Below are 19,922 nucleotides of genomic sequence, written 5' to 3'. Positions count from 1 at the left end.
CCTGTACTGAACACCTGTACTGAACCCCTGTACTGAACACCTGTACTGAACACCTGTACTGAACCCCTGTACTGAACACCTGTACTGAACCCCTAAGAACTACCAAATGGAGAATGTATGAACACAAGCACCAACACTGAGACAATCACCCTACCTGTACCCGGTCCCGCACAGGAAGCCTGTGAGGCCAGTCAGAGCACCGTACAGGATACCGACTACCTTTCACTGACAGCCACAGTGGACACACTGCTGGAGGCTGTGCAGGCCGCTACAGATACGTCTGAGTTACCAAGCATCCAGATGTACAAGCCAGACGCGACACAGGCAGGCGCGTACCTACAGGCACACTATGGCAGTATCCTACGTGGTATGGATGAGGCTTTCCGTGATGTGAGAATCAGCAAGCCGGAGGATATCGAGTTACTGGTGCGTGGATTTCTGATTAAGCTGGTGAATCTGAGCATCCGAAGCAAACACAGCGCCTTGAATCAAGCCAGAATCAACAAGGATACTGCACAGGCCGACGCACTGGGGGAGGAGCTAGCTCACTCTGTGCAAGCGTGCATGCTCACTCAGAAGATGCGGGAGAAGTTCAGCCCGGATGAGGTGCAGCTAATCCAAGAGCACGCTCAGGCCGGGCGCATGAACATCGCCAAGAGCATGGCCGGGCAGGATGTACAGTTCCTGATTGCAGATACCGACTGGAAAGACAAGGCCGATGCAATGGCTAAGATTCCCGGTAGCCGTAGCATTACCGCCAGTATCGGGACAAAGAACACGGGTGATTCTGTGTCTGTGCAGTTCCGAGATGGTGGATGGGTGCTGGCGTGGTGGAACTCTGCTGAAACCGGTAATGGTGACAATCCCGGCTGGGTGGTTATCCAGTGCAGTGAGAACCTGCGGGACACCTTGCAGCGTGAGCGTGCGCAGCAGCGTGAGATTGATACTCTGTTAGGCCGCCGACGCCCGCAGATGCAAAGCAAGGTGTTCACCGATGAGCTGGCGTAAGGGCAGCACACTACCCCTGCAATCCGGTAAGCACCCCACTAACCGGGAGTTACAGCTTATGCGGTTAGGCTATCCCGAGTACCAACAACGGCTCAGCAGCATTCAGCAGCATAACCCCGCTCGATACAACGCCATTATGGATAAGCAGAAACTCTTCACTAGTGGTGACTTCCGGTGTGTGAAATGTGGCGGTGTCGAGCAGTACACCCGGAATCTGGCTTGCCGTGGTTGCTGTATTAAACGTAGCAAGGCGGTGTTTGTTCTTCTCGAATCGCCTTACATCCTGAATCCCGAGTACCGGTATATCCCCGATGAGGTGGCCTCAGAGCGGTATCAGGAGCGCGTGCAGGCGAAGCAGTACCTCGATTGGTTCAGGGGCGAGTTAATGCTGGTGCGTGTCCAGTGCGGTCAGTGGCTGCTAGAGCGTGGCGTGCTGTTTCAGCCGGGCAAGGGTGGACGTTCTCAGGGAGTGCAGTATCTCCAGCCTAACCAGAAACGACACGCTGAGTTTATGAACAATCCCGAGTATCGGGAAATCTTGAATTATATCGAAAACACTATAGGAGAAAGGCCATGAACGGTGATCTTGGTTGTTCATTACAAGAAGCTATTGCCCTTAACCGCATTTTAAAGCTGTGTAGCGATGCACCGTCGGGGCTGGCGTGGCGAGCACGCTCTGGGAAAGGTAAAGCGAATAAGCGGGAAGGCGACCCAGCAGGCGGTTTAAATAGAACGGGTGGGCGGGATTATCGAGTCATGGTGAACGGGAGGCGGTGGACTGCTCCCGCCGCCGTTCGGATTCTGCTGAGTCTGGAATCTGTCCAGCGAATCAAAAAGGAGGTTTGATGCTGTACACAAAACAAAAGGCGCTCCCTACGCAGGTACCAGCGCTTCACGAGTCGCTTTGCTTAGCCAATGATTCTCCATCCGGTATTCGTTATCGCGTGTCCAGTTCGCTTGGTGTTCACGTCCCGACTTGTGTTGCGGGATTACCCACAGTGGTATCGTCATGGCCTCCTGATGTGGCTGAGATGTTCAGAGGCCAGCACTTGCACCCGTTAGATTATGAAGTGTCAGTACAAACAGGTTGGGATATCCAAGAGATAGGCGAGGGCTTGTGGGACGTTAATCCCTTGCTAGAAACATTCCCTGCTGCTGAGGTTCGCGCTGCTTTGAAGCACTTGGAGCTTGAGCGTGAGATTCAGTTGCTAACGCGAATTGTTGAGACTGATAAAGAGCAAGTGCAGAAAAAAGACGTTAAAAAAGTATCTAGGTTCAATGGTCGGAGCGCCGATTAAGGGGCTACATATCGCCGCAACGTATTTTAACTTCAAAAATAATATACTCCATTGATTTAAAATTCAATCAAACTTGTATCGGTATATCGTCTTATACGTTGGTAATAGCAATCGTGCCTCTAACTCAAATCATCAGTTGGTATAATGTGGTACGGTACTGCTGTCACCAATACCCCCCCCCTATACTATTACCGTGCTGTTAAGTCTCAATCAAAAAAATTTAACCTTGCTCTGCTTCTTGTACATGTTAATCGTTCATGAAAGTAATGCTCCATAATATGGGTGTTCAGTGTTTTTAAATTTATGAGCGGTTAACATGGTTTTAGATTGCAGGGTGTTCCTCATAGGTTTACTGATATTGATTTCTATTGTTGGTTTGTTTTTTGTTGCTCAATATAAACTCAATGTGTTTTAAGGAGTGTCTTATTATAAGTAATGATAAGGGGAATGATATTATAGTTAATTGCTTCGCAGTCGATACAGAATCTCCGAGCGGTTTAACTTGGAAGCGTGCCCTATCCCAGAGAGTTAAAATCGGTGCTTGTGCTGGGACTCTCGGTAAAGATGGTTATTGGTCTGTTCAATTAAAAGGAAAGAAGTACGCTGTACATCGTATTATCTGGTCTGTTATCAACGGTACTATTCCTGCTGGGCATTGTATCGACCATATAGACGGGGATAGAGGTAATAACAATATCCTGAATCTGCGATTAGCTACCAGAGCGCAGAACAACCAGAATGCACGTAAATGTATTACAGGTAATAATCTACCCAAGGGAATTAGTGTTAATAAAAAAAATGGGGTTTATTGTGCTCAAGTACAAAGTGACGGGAAGCGGTGGCGTAAGCATGGGAAGAACCTTGAGCAACTCACCCATGAGGTTCAATTAGCCCGTACAATCTCACACGGGCAATTCGCATGTCATGGATAGATTTATTTATTATCTTCTAGGGCGGGGCAGCGGGGCGTTGTTAAGTCACTGCACCGCCCAATATTTCGACCGTAAATAATAAACTCCCTCGGCTTGGTTGGGTAGTATTTATCGAATAAAGTTATCGTTTCATTTAGTAACTGATTGCAAGAGTCAGGGGAGGCGGTGACGAGATGCCCGTTAACTTCTAATAAGCAACCGAGACTATAGTACCAGCCGTTAAAGCGTTTAATATTAACCTCACGTAAAGAAATATTATCAGTGCCGCTTCCAATATAATATGATGCTTCATCATTCATTGGAGCGCGAGAGAATACAAATAGAATGCTTACTACAAAGCCCAGTGCGATAAGTTGGGCTACTATTGAGATAGCCCGCCCTTTAATTATGGATACCTTGAACATACTAGCCCCTTGCTGAATGGGATTGTTATTATACAGGTACAGTTGTGCCGTTATGTTCCGTAATCTAGGCGACAACCACTGTGCATTAATACTTTGCTCACCTACCAGTTTGAAAATAAACTGGGATCTCTTTCATAAATTTGTATAAGAAGAGCTGCACCAACAACACGAGCAGGTTCAATCATGTAATTATCAAAGTCAACACTACTTAGTAGTTCCAATTCTGGTAGGAGTATTTTATCTATTATATCTTTGGATGTGGTTCTTTTATATTTCATTAGCAGAGGAGCATACAGGGGTAGAGTTGGTTGGAGTTCATTTACAATGGAGAATGATTGTACTAATAAAGAAGTGCCTAGTCGAGATTTCATAAAATCATTGGAGTCATGATAATTTAAAAACCATTGCTGAAATGGTAGTAATGTTTTGTAATCGGATTTTGATGGTCCGAATAATTTAAATAGTATACCCATCCTTTACCTTTTTATTTATTTGAGTTGTTGAGTGAATTTCATTGTGGCTTAAACAATCTCGCCTCTATCTTTTAGGTGGCAGCTTGATTTTACTCCATTCTGCCAGCAGTGCTAGGGTATTGGTAATTGGTTTGATAGATCAATACTCGTTAATCGATCGGTTTAATCGATCATCTTTGGGGGGCTTCCACATGGTAAATCGCTTGTACCAGTGACACATAATCGGCTAATTCTGATAGAAGTGCACCAGAGCTGTAAGTTTTGAATGATTCAGTCTTGCCCCTTTCATGACCAACAATTTGTGCAATCCTATCCTCCGGTACGCCAGCGCGGTCTAAGGCAGTAATGAACATTCCGCGCAGACTATGAAAGCATTGTCTGTCTGTGGCATTGGGTAAAACCTTATCCCGTAGGCGGGTGAATTGCTGGCTGTACCACGGCCCCCTTTTACCATCGAGCCGCTTTATCAAGTTTGACTGCGGTAACAGGTACTCGCCTAGCTCGCCTTGCTGGTTCAATTGTTTGCATCTAGTAACGACGCTTTGTAACGCTGGGTGCATTGGTACAACCCGTACACCTGCTTTTGTTTTAGCTGCTCTCACGCTAAAGCACATGACACCCTCGATTTCTGAGGCGTCAGAGATCCGTAGAGAGGCGATTTCATCTAGCCGCATACCTGAGTAAAGCCCGATTAAAATAACGTCCCGTAGATCGTCTGAGGCGTTATTAAGTAGGACATTTATTTCATCCGGGGCGAATGCTTCATAACTTTTTATTGTTCTCTTGGCCTCTAGTCTATGCCCGGTAAATGGGGAGGCCGCTGGTATATTGTCGTAGCAACGGCGGGCGTACTCGTACACCGTGTTTAATCCTGATAAATAATTCTGGATAGTCTGCGTGGATTTCTTAGGCTTGAGCGCTCGAATAAATCCCGTTACCTCGGTGCGGCTGATGCCTGTTAGTTCAGTATCAGCAACGTTTAGATACTTGAGAAATAAACGAGAGGCTAGGGCATGTTTGCTTATTGTGCTGAGGCTTCGAGATTGTTTGTACTCGGCAAGATACTCATTCGTAACGGCCTGTAGCATAACCCTTTGGCCTGATAACGCCTGTGATGATTCTCCTAGTTGTTGTATGGCGTGGATAGCGCGATTTAATAATACCGCTCCGGTATCAATTGCGTGCTTTTCCTTTACGTGGTTCCACTCAACAACTAAGCGGTCTCGAATTACTCTCGCTTTCAGAACGTCTCGCTGCCCTGTGCTTTTCTTGAATAGCTTTCGTCCATCGGTTAAGTGGCGCATATGCCTAGGGACTGATATTTGAAACATCCAAAGGCCTGTTTCATGTTTGTACAGATACTGGTTCTTCTTGTTACTACCCATAGCGTTACCCCATGTGGTGATGTATATTCACCGCACCAGCAATGGGCTTAGGCACTTTCGATTACATAAGAAAGCGATTTAGTTCGATTCCCTTCGCCCGCTCCAAACACACTTCTCTGAACGTCTCCCAAAGTCTACAAATCCAGTATCTGTGAGCCTTGTAACAATTATTCGCTGTTTATACGTCTACGGACGTCTACCGGAATCTATACGCATTTGTGTATAGTGATGTGTATAGAGTGATTACCGACCATCGAAACTATACACATGCCGCTTACAGACCTTGAAATCAGGCGCTCCAAGCCAAAAGATAAGCCCTATACACTTAATGATGGAAATGGCCTTTCCCTGCTGATTGAACCAAACGGATCTAAAGGGTGGCGCTTCCGGTAGTTTCGACGGCAAGCCAAAAATGCTGTCTCTTGGTACATACCCCACGTTCTCCCTGACTGATGCCCGGCAAAAACGCGATGATGCCAAAAAACTGGTAGTCGCTGGTATAAATCCAAGCGACGTCAGAAAGCAGGGAAAAATAGATCGTCAGGCTATTTATGGCGCCACTTTCGAAGGAATAACGCGGGAGTGGTACGAAAAGCGCATTGATCGCTGGTCTGAATCCTATGCGGAAGAAATGCTGTCAACTTTCGAAAAGGACGTTTTCCCGCTTATTGGTCATCGTCCTATTTCATAAATTAAGCCTATGGAGCTGCTGCACGTCCTCTCCAGACTTAACGACCGAGGAGCAACAGAGAAATTACGCAAAGTGCGTCAGCGATGCGGTGAGGTTTGGCGGTACGCCATAGTTACCGGCCGTGCCGAATACAACCCAGCCCCTGATCTTGCCGGTGCATTTGCGCCGCACAAGAAAGAACATTACGCCTTCCTTAGTGTTGACGAACTTCCCGCCTTTTTCGATGCCCTGAATTCTTATACAGGCAGCCTGGTTGTGAAACTGGCCGCTCGCCTCCTAATCATAACCGGGTTACGCCCTGGAGAACTTCGCCAGGCTGAGTGGTCGGAAATCGACTTTGAAAATAAAGTGTGGGAAGTACCAAAGGAGCGCATGAAAAAACGTCGCCCTCATTGTGTGCCGTTGTCATATCAGGCTATCGCCATTCTTGAGCAACTGAAGCCAATAACAGGGCGTTATTCGTTTATTTTTCCGGGCAGGATCCAGCACAGCAAGCCAATGAGTGAAATGGCGATGAATGTTTTATTCAGGCGTATAGGTTATGCAGGAAGGGTAACGGGGCACGGTTTTCGGCACACGATGAGCACTATTTTGCATGAGCAAGGCTATAACACGGCATGGATAGAGATACAGCTGGCACACGTCGATAAGAACTCAATTCGTGGGACGTATAATCACGCTCAGTATCTGGACGCTTCAGTGGTACGCAAGTTATATGGATGATTTGGAAGTTAGGGGAAATGTGATGCATGGCTCGTTTGGTCAATTGGTGCGAAATAAATAAAGGTTGCAATGAAAATAAATAGCGCAGAAAGAATTTTAGAGTGGTTTGATCTTGAAAGATATGATGCATATACCAAGGGGTTGAGCTACGTGGAATGGATCGCTGCTTTATGGGAACGATGTGAATATTGGGATTACGATTATCACGCCCAGCCTAAATTATTTCCAGATCTTTGGAGTAACAAGGCACGGGAGCTTGCGGCAAAGGCAGAGGGTGAAAAACGGATACGCTTTGACTCCTTTATTAGTGAAATGAAAAGTGGGGTGGTACTTAAACCCGAGTGGCTGCAAGCAAGAGTTGATGAATGTAATTGTTATGCGAGTGTTCATAAGTTGGAGGAGTCTGACATTATGGATCTTGTGGATATTTATAAAATTGACAAGGAATATGATGAGTTTACTAGTGGCTTAAGGCTTCATATAGATTTAAATACTGAGGATAAATATATAATGCAACAAATAAAAATAATCATTGCTAATGAGAGGGAACTCAAAAATTTATCACCATCTAAATCTCTGAATGATGCCATGATAGGGAAAATTATTAATTTAAGATTGCTTCAATATCTGGATGCTATTTTATTTTCAAAGAGGGAGCGGTTAGAAATTAACCATGTTGCATTGGCAAGAGTGCTTTATCCTGATGAGTATGATGTTAATCCGATAGAAAGAGTTAGGAAGACAATGCCAGAGTTATCAGCAAGTGTAATGAATGCTGGTTTTTTGAATGCCTCAGAAAGCCGCCTCGCTGATTACTAACCAGGAACCTGGAATGATAATGCATCCATATCATTCCAGGTGAAATTAATTCTAGTCAATCCAAGCAACTTTGATTAGTTAACCTCCAGACAGTGATAAATAATCTTCATTACAGCTAAAATAAATTTCCGCACATTCCGCGACTTCTGATTCATTACGCATTCTAATTCCCCCCGTAGACTTTAATAGCCCACGGGAGAAAACTAAGAGCAACACAACCTGATCAAGCTGCCAGAAGTTATGCGCCGCACAGGATGCGGCAAAGCCTGGATCTATCGACTCATTCAGAAAGGTGCCTTCCCTACCGCCGTAAAGATTGGTTCTCGTAGTGTTGCTTTCGTCGAAAGCGACGTTGATGCGTGGGTTAACCAGCGTATTGAAGAACGAGACCAAGGAAAGGGCGCGTAAAATGAATAAAAGAAAAAACGTTGATGATGAAGTTAAATGTGGCGGCATGTCCACGATGTCCACGGGCGAAGGATTGCCGATCATCGAGTGGGCCGGTGTTCGCGTCGTCACCTCCGAGCAACTGGCTGATGGATATAGCACGGGTGTCGAAAATATCCGCCGCAACTTCAACCGCAACAAATCCCGTTTCGTCGAGGGTACGCATTACTTTCAAATTTCAGGTGGTGAACTGGAAAATTTGCGCGGGTCTTTTAGTCCCGCACAAATTTCAACCAGGACAAGAAGCCTGACACTCTGGACCGAACGCGGCGCCCGTTAACGCCAAACTCTGAGCCTGATGATTTAAATCGGCCCTTGGGGCCGTTTTTCTTGAGGATAAAAAATGTATCCGTATACCCATCAGCCGCAAAATCCACTCGCCGGACTCGACCTGTACGATCCACAGATTCGGCAACTGGTTATGCAGCACTATACGCACCTGGCTCACATGCTGCCGCAAGTGCAGCAGCAATTTTATCAGCCACAGTACCAGCAGCAGTACGCGCCACCGCCGCCTGCCGTCCCTGATTTTGGGCTTACGCTTGCTGAGCAGCAGTTTCTTTATCAGAACGCGAATTTAATACCGGCGTTTTATCAGACGGCGGACGGGAAAGTGCTGAACAAAATGCTGGTGGAAGGATTGCAGAAAATGTTGGGGGTGAGCAGTGGCGCTGATACAACCGCAACAGTGGCCACCCAGACCGGGAATGCCACCGGATGACCAAGACTGGGAAGAATGAAAAAGACCAGGGAAGGCAACACTCCTTGCTGGATTATCTGGCGTTGCGCTTCAGGTATGCCTGGCAGATTTTACAGATGCGATCAGTGCTCCCTTCCAATTCCATAACTAATGACATTACTTCAGCGTAATCACAATCCCTCATAAGAACCTCGCCAACAATTTAGAAATATCTATAACTAAATCTCACCCAAACGCCTAATCATATCAATCTCGGTCGCCAATCTTACTCTCGCCGCAGCAATGAAGGTGAACCAACATTCTTAGGTGCTGAACCAACAGCATTTTGAGTTTGTCGGTTCACACAAATCCAGTACTGGCGCGGCTTGCAGACCAGTGAATCAACGTTTTTTCTGTGTCTATATATGCGTTTTTTTTGCATCATCAGTGCTACGGAAAAAGCCCCGTAATGGGGCTTTGCCTGATGCTTGATTCAATGAGCTGAAATTTCAGCACATCGAGACGGGAGCAGATTTGCGCGTATCTCGCCGCCGGTGAGGTTAACCCCGCCATTGGCTGAGTTCCCCCATTGGAGGGAGTCAGAACTCCCGGGAGATCGTCAAATAACCGTTGTGCCGGATTGAGCATTCATCATCGTTCAGCAATGCGGAGGCGATGAAAATATCCTTCTTTCCGTCGGCGTTAATGTACGTGTAACGCGCGGCCAGATTCATGACGTGACCATTATGATAAATGCCGTAATAGTCGTCCTCTGATAACCCGTTGCCGGCTGCGGTATCGGTCTTCGCCAACTGCCTGGCAAACACATCAGAAACTGGCGTGATGCTCAATACTTCCACCGTAGTTTTATTACGGTTCACAGATGAGCGAGCAATCAGCAGATCCTTAGTGAATGCAGAAAAAAGCCCCTGTTCGATAAAACGACCTGGCGCTGCGCATTCACTACCCGGCAGAATGGCAGCGTACACAGATGCTGTGACCATAGACAGCATCAGCAGAACGGCGCGAATCATCGCGTTACCTCCAGCTCTGACCCAGTATCTTTACTGACTAAAAGGCGTGTGGAGTGACTCATGATGATACAACCTTCTGAGGCAAATCCCGCAATGCCGATACGCTTATCACCATGCATACGGAAAGTGCGCATATCACGCCCGTAAGAATTGCCGCTGATGTGTTTCAGCGTGATAGTTAGCGGGCCTTTACTGGTACCGTGTCTGCCAATCTTCCATGTGCCGCGTGGAATTGGCCCCATGCCGCGAACGTGCTCGCGGTCTGGATTATTTTTATTGGTCAGCGAGCCTGAATAACCGGTTTCAATCAATTTTCCGTCACGGTACAGTTCGCCGGTACTCTGCTTGTATAGCCATTTAGCCATGTGTGATCTCCTTATGCGGTTTTGCGTTCTTTCCAGCTGTCAGCGTGCTGGATATTTCCGTCAACGTAATTCCAGGTGATTTTCTCATAACGCAGGCCCACATGCTCAATGTGTCCATGCTTTTCGAATTCCGGATCCTTCGTATCAAACATGATGGGTACGACGTGGCACACCTTCACGTTATCGAGTTGCACGTTAAAATATTCTTCTTCCATGCCGTTATTGTTGATGCGGTAATATTTGAAGACGGCCTTTGCCAGGGGGCGGCCCGTTGTTAATGCGCGGTATAAAAGCGGGGATGATGGGTCAATCTCTTTTTCGAAGGTGTACGCCTCATGCTGGCGCGTTCCGGTGGTGGCCCCGGTCATATCATCAGTAGGGATAAACACATCGTGTTGCATGCCAACCAGCTCTATACTTTCTTCGCGCCCGGCGACCTCTACTCCGCCCTTCAGTAATTTCCCGTCTTCCTCGTATAGCCATAAATAAACCGGTATCGCCATTCTTAATAACTCCTTTTAGTTGAATAACTGACCAGACATTACCGCCCGCTGACATTGCAAAATGTAATATTTAACCCTTCGCCGTTACCTCAATAAATATTATTAATGCATTATCATAAATAATTATTTATATGAATGTATCATGGGTTTATGTCCTGAGGTTCACAGCATGAGTGAACACAAGTGATCACTTTCCATGGATGATGTTCGCCACTTAACCCAATGATATTTTTTTTGATAAAATGGCATTGGTGAATAGGGTGAACACTTTTTTATATAAAGTAATTTTCCTGATAAATAAAAAAAGCGGCATCCGCCCTAACATTTATCTTCGTAAAAACCATTCTGCCGCTTTCGGTATGCCAGTTACTGGATGAGAGCAACTACCACGGATGCCTGGTGATTTAACATCTTGCGGATCTTCTTTTTCACGTCTAACGATGTGGATAGCGGTCTACTCCAAGCGAGTGATAAATGTGTATAGAAATGTGTATAGTTTTTAAAAATAGAACACGAATTCCCTTTTTTCACTGGCATTTCTTTGTGTTGTTCTACGCCCTTCGCCGCCTCTCCTGATTCAATTATCCTTCGTAATCTCAATGTGTTTCTTTGTTTAACGGTCAGACAGATTCAATGCACGACTATGCAGGCTAAACCGATGGTGGGAGACGATAGGCTCCCCTGGCGGGAGATACCTCATATGAAACTAACTATCCACAGGGGCCAAAGAGAAATCTTTGACGCTCTCGGATAGTAGAGCCTTGTATATGCTGGTTAATCCTTTCAATTCGCGATACTGGTGTCTTAAATATCGCATTCCCCCCCGTGGTACAAAAAATCAACTATCAATCAATTGAATTTATTTAAGAAATTTTAAGGAGTATGTTTGATTGTCTGTCTGAAAATATATCAATGCTAATACAGGTCACGTAGTTAATTGTTAGATTATAATTCCATAGTTATCTTTTTTTTGAACACGATATAAGATTAACCATTCTTCATAAATAAGTAATATAGTCTTTTTGTAGGTCAATTTTCTCTAATCGGCAGTAACAGGTTTTAAATGGCTTAGACTTGGTATGATGTTACCTTGATAAACATAGTGGACATCTATTTTGTTAAAAATATATTCAGGAGTTTTATCATTAGTGATAATTTCTTAAGGTGACTAGTTTTGTTCTCATTATCCTATTAAGAAATTATGTAGATACACAAAAATATACGAGTCAGTTTAGTAAGGTATACCAATTTTAATACTTGCTATGCCGGGTGGCTCGTTAGCCTTGTGTATATTATGTCATTACTGTTGAAGAATATGGCAAATATAATTAGATAGACTACTGTTGTACTGATTAAAATCTCACACGGTATAGCTTAGAATTTAAATGTAAGGATACGGGTGACAATTCAGCCAGGCTACCTTTAACCCCGGTATGTATGCTGTAAATTTGTAAGAAAATGTTTCTGTGTGTTTTGAGACTTTTCTCATTTTGAATAAAAGATGAAAGTGCGATTTCACAGGTGGTACTAATAATACAACCAATAATCGCATTAAAATGCCGATATCCATTAGTAATTCAAATCTAAGAATGAATAATTGATAGTTTTTAGCTATGAATGGAGAGGGGTTGATATCACATCCTTGTTGTGTAAAAGTTCATTTCATGTACTTAGCAATATTAATAAAATTAATTACTCGATTGTTAGGTATTTTTTAGAGGGTAGGTGTGCTTAAAAGTACGCACTTACCTTTCCATGGATGAAATAGATTTTTTTGAGGTTATGGAGGCTTCATGAAGTATCAACATTTCTGGCCACCTAATGATATTTACTTTGGGGGTGGTGCCGCTAGTGTTATTGATGAAATGTCACTGATTACAAACGAAAGAAATTATTTATTTGTGAATCTTAATCAATACAGCTTACGTAGCACCTTGGCTTTTTTCTCACGGAATAAAAATATCAATAAAATCATAATCATCATTTCCAGCTCACGGTTGATGCCTTTGGCTCTTTTTTGGCTGGATAATATCAAAAATGTTATTGCTGTTTTCGATACCTCAACATCTGTGTCGGAGATGATTAAGAAAATAAGCCTATATCGACGAAATGGTGACAAGATAACAGCAGGGCGAAGGGAATGTAACTTTAAGATTAGCAACAAAGATATCATGAAGATGAAGTACTTCTTAACCGAAAGCGGTATGGAGGAGCTTCAGGATAGATTTATGAACTCGCCGTCAACATTGTATCGTTGGAGAAAAGAAATCGCCCTTAAATTCGGCGTGCGAGACCCTCGATATCTTCTATTGCCAGAATAAAATACTATGCGTTTTCTCATTAAGAATTACAATTAAAGATCCGATCTTTAATTGTTGTTTTAGAACGGATACTGCATACGACCTCCATTTAACTAAAATTAGGAAATATAAAATTTCTAGCCTTGCTTAGACTAGAAACTGTCGTGATTTCGATAAGAATAGATACGCTGGCTAAGAACGTCAGGGGCGGTAGCGTTCCAGAGAACATCTGGGATTTATTTAAAGTTAATAATTATTAAATAAGGGACTTATCAGTAATGATCAGCAAAGATGATGTAAAAATTGCCATTATTGGACTCGGGTATGTTGGCTTACCATTGGCTGCTGAATTTGGGAAAATTCGTCAGGTGGTTGGTTTTGATGTTAATCATAAACGTATACTCGAGCTAAAAGAAGGGATCGATGTCAATCTCGAAACCACAGAAGAAGAGCTACGTGATGCTCGCCATCTGACGTTTACCTCATCAATTGATGAAATCAGAGAATGCAATTTTTACATCATTACCGTCCCGACGCCGATCAACGATTATAAGCAACCAGATCTCACCCCTTTGATTATGGCAAGTGAAACTGTTGGCAAAGTACTGAGGCCGGGGGATATCGTGGTGTATGAATCTACGGTATATCCAGGGTGTACTGAAGAAGAATGCGTGCCGATCCTTGAGCGTATGTCAGCGATGACATTTAACAAAGACTTCTTTGTCGGATATAGCCCAGAGCGCATCAATCCCGGCGATAAAAAATATCGTCTGACAACTATCAAGAAAATTACCTCAGGTTCAACTGCAGAAACGGCCTGTCTGGTTGATGAGATCTATCGACAGATCATCACGGCAGGAACGTACAAAACGGAAAGCATTAAGATCGCGGAAGCGGCAAAGGTGATTGAAAATACCCAACGCGATCTCAATATCGCGCTGGTAAATGAATTGGCGATTATCTTTAACCGATTAGAGATTGACACTGAAGCCGTACTGCGAGCTGCGGGAAGTAAATGGAACTTCCTGCCATTCCGTCCTGGACTGGTTGGTGGTCACTGCATTGGCGTCGATCCCTATTATCTGACTCATAAATCACAGGGCATCGGTTACTATCCGGAAATTATCCTCGCGGGTCGTCGACTGAACGATAATATGGGTAACTATGTTTCGGGACAGTTGATCAAAGCCATGATCAAAAAAGGGATTAATGTTGAGGGTTCTAACGTTTTGATTCTGGGGTTCACCTTTAAAGAAAACTGCCCGGATATCAGGAATACCCGCATTATCGATGTTGTAAAAGAGTTGGGCAATTACAGCTGTAATGTTGATATTTTTGACCCTTGGGTGGATGCTGAGGAAGTCGAAGAAGAATACGGGATTATACCTGTATCGGAAATCAAGGCGGCTTCTTATGATGCCATTATTGTTGCCGTTGGCCATGAGCAGTTTAAGGAGATGGGGAGTACTGATATTCGTGGCTTTGGAAAAGATAAACATGTGCTTTATGATTTGAAGTATATCCTTTCGCCTGAGCAGTCAGATGTGAGGTTATAATCATGATAGCCTATGATGAATTAAAAATACAACTCGTTCTTGAACCAAAACGTTGGCTTATTACTGGCGTAGCAGGTTTTATCGGCTCTGGATTATTAGAAGAACTACTCTATTTAAATCAAACAGTAATTGGGTTGGATAACTTTTCAACTGGCTATCAACATAATTTAGAGGATGTGCGTGCCGCTGTCAGTGAAGAACAATGGTCGCGGTTTACCTTTGTTCATGGGGATATCCGGTCGTTTGCCGATTGTCAGGCTGTTTGTGAGAATGTCGATTACGTTTTACATCAGGCCGCTCTGGGAAGCGTACCACGTTCCTTGCAGGATCCTATCACGACAAATAGCGCTAACATTGATGGTTTTTTAAATATGTTGACGGCGGCGAGAGATGCACATGTATCTGGTTTCACCTATGCCGCAAGCAGTAGTACTTATGGTGACCATCCCGATTTACCTAAAATTGAGGAACGGATCGGCCGGCCATTAAGCCCGTATGCGGTTACAAAATACGTCAATGAATTGTACGCCGAGGTGTTTGCTCGCAGCTATGATTTTAACGCTATTGGCCTGCGCTACTTTAATGTATTTGGCCGCCGCCAAAACCCTAACGGAGCATACTCTGCAGTCATTCCTCGCTGGATACTATCGCTTCTTAAAGATGAACCAATTTATATCAATGGCGATGGTTCAACAAGCCGGGATTTTTGCTATATAGAAAATGTGATTCAGGCCAATTTATTATCAGCAACGACTAATGATTTAGCCTCAAAAAATAAAGTCTATAATGTGGCTGTTGGAGACAGAACTTCGCTAAATGAGCTTTATTATCTCATCCGCGATGGGTTGAATTTATGGCGGGACGAACAAATTAGTGCTGAACCAATTTATAAAGATTTTCGTGACGGTGACGTTAAGCATAGTCAGGCAGATATTACCAGAATAAAAACATTTCTTTCATATGAGCCTGAGTTTGATATCAAAGAAGGACTTAAGCAGACTCTAAAATGGTATATCGATAAAAAGACTGCTTTGTATTCCTGAGTAAAACTACTCACTTTCCTTTCACGTGGATGAATTTAATGAAATCGTCAGGGATGTTTACGCTTACAGCCATTGGTAGTTGCCGTATTGTGAGTCCGGTAAAACGAGCTCAGCCTTATTTTAATTTCAAGGCTAATTTTAAAAGGATATATGGTTTTACGCATACGAGCAGCGAGGCATTACAGCAGGTTCGTTTTATTTTAGGCTTGATAGATATTCCTGAAAAGGTCCGGCCTTTTATTTTTAGACCTTCCGTAAATTATTCAAATACCGACGTTCATAGTCGTTCTGATTTCTATATCGTTGAGATTTCAAGTCAGAAGAAGATTATGGCCTATGGGTTCTGCTTACAAATAAATTATTTAACTCGTCATTTCTATGAGTTTTTTAGCCAAACAGAGCGGGCGCGTGTGTACTGGTCGCTGGCCACGCCAGGAAATCAACACAAACTGCTGGCCTATCTCAAAGACGATCCCTGTTTTGCCGGAATGTCGGAAGACGATCGTGCCTTATTAAGCAATATCAATGTCGAGCAGATGGATGAGCATGCTATCGAACAGGATATGATGGAAATCGTTCAGCTGCTTGGTCGCGATCGCGTTATGTTTATGACCCATGTTGATGCCGTGACTCGTGCTGGAACCGTCATTCAGTCCCGCAGTCGGTTGATTAAAAATGTCGAGACCATCGCCACCAGGATGGATATTCCCTGCGTTAATCCGACAAATTTGATGGAAAAGTGGGGGCAGAAACGAGCCCTGGAAAAAAATGGCGACGATCTTACTCATTATACCGACATGTTTGGTGACGCGATCGTTGCGGCTATTTTTAAGGGAGTGATCAATAATACTAATCATCATCTTGATGAGGGGCGACAAGAGAAACAGGACCAAATACGTGAGATTACCCTGTCGATCACTAAGCTGCTTGCCGATAGCGACATTATTGCTGCATCACAGCAACTTTTTGCCGCATTAAGAAATCAGCAGCAAGAGCCTGTTCTAATCCAACTTCGGTCCGTAATCTTCAGCCGTTTAGGTTATTATGAACAGGCTTATCAGGATATTAGTGATGTTGAGAAAATTATCGGTACGACGGACAGTACATTACGTTGTCGGCTGAGGTCTCTACATGGATTAGCGCGTTGGCGGGAAGCCTTATCGACGGCCGAGATGATGCTTTCCAATGAAATTGAAGATGAAGAAGTCCTTACCGTTGCCGCCGGCTCAGCCGATGCTTTACAGCTGTTTGATAAGTCATATCAATACTGGAAACGTGTACTGTTATTGAATCCTGAAACCCAAAGCGGATGGGTTAATTTCCTGAGCAGCACGCAATATTTCAATGATGGCAACGCATTCTCCGAAGCTTTCCATGCCGGCATTCAATCGCAGCGCCTAAATGATGCGTTTATGGAAACAGCGTTATCTTTGGCAATCAAATTCAGTGATGAATTGATTTTCATGCATGCACTCGAGCAGCTACTCCGCCATGAGTCAGAATTTGCGCTGACGGTATTGTCGACGATTCATGATACCGGTCTCGTTATCCGCACAGCTTTCTGCATCAAGAATATGAGCTATCATCAGGCGCTTAGCACCTCGTATAAAGATAAACTCCACGACGTTTTTGAGGCATGGAACAATACTGCGCTGTCGCTACATTCGGTTGATGATTTTGTCTCACTGAGTACTTCGCTGGTCTACAGCTACTCTGCATTTATGGTTTATCCCCATGCACGTATTTCTCGCTTTAATAATGAAGTTAAAATGGCATGGCGCGAGAAATTAAGAGAAATGTATGAGCGTGAGGATTATGAAAATATCCTGGCAGGGGCGAAAATAGTGTGGCCACTTCTGGAGTTCGATCCCGTTAGCACCGTATATTGTGCAAGAACGCTGGTGAATCTTGGTGCCTGGAAAGACGCGTGCACGTTGGCCCATATGACCTTGATTCGTAATTCGAACATTACCAGCCTGCAGTCGATTATGTTACGCAGCATACGTCATATTAACGATATTCCATTCCTCATTGATTTGATTGCTAACGTCATGAGCATTTCTCCATCATTCCAGAATGCCTCGATGAACGAGTTGTTTGAGAAAGAGTGTCGCAATGTTGCAACCAGAGCCCTTAAATATGTACGCCAGAAGAAAACGGAAGGGCGTCTGGATGAAGCATTGTCTGTATTGATTAGCTTGAAACGAATTGATCCTGATGTTTCTCGCCTGATGCGTGAATATAAGCAAATTATCAGATTATTTAATGAGTCACTGAAGGATGGCGGTAGCACTATCGCGTCTTATGAACATCTAGATTATGCGAAAAAATTACTCGTTTTTGATAGCGAAAATGCCTATGCCTTGAAATATGCCGCATTAAATGCAATGCATTTACGCGACTACACCCAGGCTTTGCAGTATTGGCAGCGACTGGAGAAAGTGAATGGGCCAACGGAGCCGGTGACAAGGCAGATCTCGACCTGCATAACCGCATTACAAAAAAATACATCAGGGAAGTCGTAATGATTACGCAGGAAGAAAAGTTAGCTGCGCTAGGGAAAACGCTTTTAACATTGAAACAAGAGAAGAAGCTTGCGCAAGCTGTTGCGTTAATTGACAGCGAATTACCGGCTGAGGCTTTAACTTCATTAGCGATGCTAAAAAAAGCAGAATTTCTTCATGATTTCAATGAAACGGCGCGTGCATACGCGCTCTACGAAACGCTGATTGCACAAAACAATGATGAAGCACGTTATGAGTATGCGCGTCGTTTATATAATACGGGGCTAGCCAAAGATGCGCAGCTAATTCTTAAAAAGGTTAGCACCGGCGTGCAGAAAAAATATAATAATTATTTAGGAAAAATAAATAAGATCTGCGATTTGCTTGAACGCCTTGAAGGGGAAGCGATCCCTGTGGGGACCAACACCCGTATTATTGCAATGAAGCATGCCATCTTGTTCTATCGAAATCGTCAGCCGCGGCAGCTTCCCGTCGGATCTTTTGGTCGCCTTGCGCTCTGTACAGGCTCGCTAGGTAGCGGCGGTGCAGAGCGTCAGATTTCCAGGCTGGCTATTGAGATCGCCAGAAAATATCGGCAACAGGGGAAAATTGGCGGCCTGAAAGTAGAAGAGCCGGTAGAGCTCATTATTCGCTCCCTGGCACCGGAACTCAGGCAAGACTTTTTCCTGAAAGAAGTGCTGGAAGAACAGGTCGAGGTGCTTGAAATCGCGAAGATTACCGGAAACTTCTTTGACGATACGACAATAGAATCTCCGGAGTTGCGCTTATTGCTCTCTCATCTGCCGCCGGTGTGTAACTACGGTATCAAGCATCTGGTCCCCCACTTATGCGAGCGCAAGCTGGATTATCTCTCCGTTTGGCAGGATGGCGCTTGTCTGATGATTGCGCTTGCAGCGCTGATTGCTGGCGTGCCCAGAATTCAACTGGGATTACGTGGCTTACCGCCGGTGGTGAGAAAGCGTCTGTTCAAGCCGGAATATGAGCCTCTCTACCAGGCGCTGGCGGTCGTGCCTGGCGTTGATTTTATGAGTAACAACCATTGTGTGACCCGCCATTATGCCGACTGGCTAAAGTTGGAGGCGAAGCACTTCCAGGTTGTATATAACGGCGTCTTACCGCCATCTACCGAACCCTCTTCTGAGGTGCCACATAAAATCTGGCAGCAGTTTACGCAAAAAACACAGGATGCGGACACGACTATTGGTGGCGTTTTCCGCTTTGTAGGCGATAAGAACCCTTTTGCATGGATTGATTTTGCAGCACGCTATTTACAGCACCACCCCGCCACACGCTTTGTGCTGGTAGGCGATGGTGATTTGCGCGCTGAAGCGCAGAAACGCGCCGAACAGTTGGGGATTCTGGAGAGAATACTATTCGTTGGCGTCTCGCGTGACGTGGGGTATTGGCTGCAAAAAATGGACGTATTCATTTTGTTTTCGCGTTATGAAGGGCTACCCAATGTGCTCATTGAAGCACAAATGGTCGGGGTGCCGGTGATTTCAACCCCTGCAGGTGGATCGGCAGAATGCTTTATTGAGGGTGTTTCGGGTTTCATTCTTGATGATGCACAGACGGTCAATCTTGACCAGGCTTGCCGCTATGCAGAACAGTTGGTCAATTTATGGCGCAGCAGAACCGGTATTTGCCAACAGACGCAGTCATTTTTACAAGAACGCTTCACCGTTGAACATATGGTGGGAACGTTTGTACAAACCATTGCCTCTCAGCCTCGTTAAT

19 protein-coding genes and 1 pseudogene are annotated in these 19,922 nt (G+C 44.6%); 14 read left to right on the top strand and 6 right to left on the bottom strand.

Going from position 1 to position 19,922, the window contains the following annotated elements; all coding sequences use genetic code 11:
- The first annotated feature begins 117 nt into the window (after positions 1 to 117).
- From WC7_RS06965 to WC7_RS06985, 4 genes are all read left to right on the top strand, one after another.
- The gene (locus tag WC7_RS06965; RefSeq protein WP_016154334.1) at positions 118 to 1,008 is read left to right on the top strand and encodes a hypothetical protein; all 891 of its coding nucleotides are present in this window, start codon (positions 118 to 120) and stop codon (positions 1,006 to 1,008) included.
- Complete coding sequence (locus WC7_RS06970) at positions 995 to 1,585, top strand: hypothetical protein (protein ID WP_050566847.1); 591 nt, start codon at positions 995 to 997, stop codon at positions 1,583 to 1,585. The genes WC7_RS06965 and WC7_RS06970 overlap by 14 nt, the downstream gene beginning before the upstream one ends.
- 268 nt (positions 1,586 to 1,853) lie before the next feature.
- Positions 1,854 to 2,306: a hypothetical protein gene (locus WC7_RS06980; protein ID WP_016154331.1), complete on the top strand. Its 453-nt coding sequence runs from the start codon at positions 1,854 to 1,856 to the stop codon at positions 2,304 to 2,306.
- Positions 2,307 to 2,710: 404 nt separating this feature from the next.
- Positions 2,711 to 3,238 (top strand): HNH endonuclease, encoded by a 528-nt coding sequence (locus tag WC7_RS06985; RefSeq protein WP_016154330.1) that lies wholly within the window; start codon positions 2,711 to 2,713, stop codon positions 3,236 to 3,238.
- Positions 3,239 to 3,240: 2 nt separating this feature from the next.
- Here WC7_RS06985 and WC7_RS06990 read toward each other — a convergent pair whose 3' ends face one another.
- From WC7_RS06990 to WC7_RS06995, 3 genes are all read right to left on the bottom strand, one after another.
- Positions 3,241 to 3,642, bottom strand: a complete 402-nt coding sequence (locus WC7_RS06990) for a hypothetical protein (RefSeq protein ID WP_016154329.1) — start codon at positions 3,640 to 3,642, stop codon at positions 3,241 to 3,243.
- Positions 3,643 to 3,743: 101 nt separating this feature from the next.
- The gene (locus WC7_RS26785) at positions 3,744 to 4,115 is read right to left on the bottom strand and encodes a hypothetical protein (RefSeq protein WP_155849805.1); all 372 of its coding nucleotides are present in this window, start codon (positions 4,113 to 4,115) and stop codon (positions 3,744 to 3,746) included.
- A gap of 170 nt (positions 4,116 to 4,285) precedes the next feature.
- On the bottom strand, positions 4,286 to 5,500 hold the full coding sequence (locus tag WC7_RS06995) for a site-specific integrase (protein WP_032947156.1): 1,215 nt from the start codon (positions 5,498 to 5,500) through the stop codon (positions 4,286 to 4,288).
- A gap of 267 nt (positions 5,501 to 5,767) precedes the next feature.
- Here WC7_RS06995 and WC7_RS0124645 point away from each other — a divergent pair.
- The 5 genes and pseudogenes from WC7_RS0124645 to WC7_RS07010 all read left to right on the top strand — a co-directional run bounded on the left by WC7_RS0124645 (position 5,768) and on the right by WC7_RS07010 (position 8,901).
- Positions 5,768 to 6,975, top strand: a pseudogene (locus WC7_RS0124645) (tyrosine-type recombinase/integrase).
- 8 nt (positions 6,976 to 6,983) lie between these two features.
- A complete protein-coding gene (locus WC7_RS07000) occupies positions 6,984 to 7,733 on the top strand; it encodes a DUF6387 family protein (RefSeq protein ID WP_016154325.1) in 750 nt (249 codons plus the stop codon).
- A gap of 219 nt (positions 7,734 to 7,952) precedes the next feature.
- A complete protein-coding gene (locus tag WC7_RS0124640) occupies positions 7,953 to 8,141 on the top strand; it encodes a helix-turn-helix transcriptional regulator (RefSeq protein ID WP_255344653.1) in 189 nt (62 codons plus the stop codon).
- Entirely contained in the window at positions 8,089 to 8,460 is a 372-nt protein-coding gene (locus tag WC7_RS27355; protein WP_369707990.1) for an ORF6N domain-containing protein, read from the top strand. Before WC7_RS0124640 ends, WC7_RS27355 begins: the two co-directional genes overlap by 53 nt.
- 63 nt (positions 8,461 to 8,523) lie before the next feature.
- Positions 8,524 to 8,901, top strand: coding sequence for a hypothetical protein (locus tag WC7_RS07010; RefSeq protein WP_016154323.1), 378 nt, complete (start codon positions 8,524 to 8,526; stop codon positions 8,899 to 8,901).
- A gap of 557 nt (positions 8,902 to 9,458) precedes the next feature.
- Here the strand turns inward: WC7_RS07010 and WC7_RS07015 are convergent.
- From WC7_RS07015 to WC7_RS07025, 3 genes are read right to left on the bottom strand one after another with little or no spacing between them, the layout of a single operon-like run.
- On the bottom strand, positions 9,459 to 9,893 hold the full coding sequence (locus WC7_RS07015; RefSeq protein WP_016154321.1) for a hypothetical protein: 435 nt from the start codon (positions 9,891 to 9,893) through the stop codon (positions 9,459 to 9,461).
- The gene (locus WC7_RS07020) at positions 9,890 to 10,258 is read right to left on the bottom strand and encodes a tlde1 domain-containing protein (protein WP_016154320.1); all 369 of its coding nucleotides are present in this window, start codon (positions 10,256 to 10,258) and stop codon (positions 9,890 to 9,892) included. Before WC7_RS07020 ends, WC7_RS07015 begins: the two co-directional genes overlap by 4 nt.
- A gap of 11 nt (positions 10,259 to 10,269) precedes the next feature.
- The gene (locus WC7_RS07025; RefSeq protein WP_016154319.1) at positions 10,270 to 10,761 is read right to left on the bottom strand and encodes an Hcp family type VI secretion system effector; all 492 of its coding nucleotides are present in this window, start codon (positions 10,759 to 10,761) and stop codon (positions 10,270 to 10,272) included.
- 1,793 nt (positions 10,762 to 12,554) lie between these two features.
- On the opposite strand from WC7_RS07025, the gene WC7_RS07030 reads away from it, so the two are divergent.
- From WC7_RS07030 to tviE, 5 genes are all read left to right on the top strand, one after another.
- A complete protein-coding gene (locus WC7_RS07030) occupies positions 12,555 to 13,082 on the top strand; it encodes a hypothetical protein (RefSeq protein WP_016154318.1) in 528 nt (175 codons plus the stop codon).
- Positions 13,083 to 13,339: 257 nt separating this feature from the next.
- Positions 13,340 to 14,617 carry a Vi polysaccharide biosynthesis UDP-N-acetylglucosamine C-6 dehydrogenase TviB gene (gene tviB / locus WC7_RS07035; RefSeq protein WP_016154317.1) on the top strand — a complete coding sequence of 426 codons (1,278 nt, stop codon included), beginning with the start codon at positions 13,340 to 13,342 and terminating at the stop codon, positions 14,615 to 14,617.
- 2 nt (positions 14,618 to 14,619) lie between these two features.
- Positions 14,620 to 15,660: a Vi polysaccharide biosynthesis UDP-N-acetylglucosaminuronic acid C-4 epimerase TviC gene (tviC, locus tag WC7_RS07040; protein WP_016154316.1), complete on the top strand. Its 1,041-nt coding sequence runs from the start codon at positions 14,620 to 14,622 to the stop codon at positions 15,658 to 15,660.
- Positions 15,661 to 15,689: 29 nt separating this feature from the next.
- The gene (gene tviD / locus WC7_RS07045) at positions 15,690 to 18,185 is read left to right on the top strand and encodes a Vi polysaccharide biosynthesis protein TviD (protein WP_155849804.1); all 2,496 of its coding nucleotides are present in this window, start codon (positions 15,690 to 15,692) and stop codon (positions 18,183 to 18,185) included.
- Positions 18,185 to 19,921: a Vi polysaccharide biosynthesis glycosyltransferase TviE gene (gene tviE / locus WC7_RS07050; protein ID WP_016154314.1), complete on the top strand. Its 1,737-nt coding sequence runs from the start codon at positions 18,185 to 18,187 to the stop codon at positions 19,919 to 19,921. The genes tviD and tviE overlap by 1 nt, the downstream gene beginning before the upstream one ends.
- Position 19,922: the final 1 nt, after the last annotated feature.

The sequence above is a fragment of the Citrobacter sp. KTE151 genome, from assembly GCF_000398845.1.
Lineage (GTDB): Bacteria > Pseudomonadota > Gammaproteobacteria > Enterobacterales > Enterobacteriaceae > Citrobacter > Citrobacter braakii.
The sequence above is the reverse complement of the archived record's forward strand: the minus strand, read 5'-3'. Positions and strand labels throughout refer to the sequence as shown.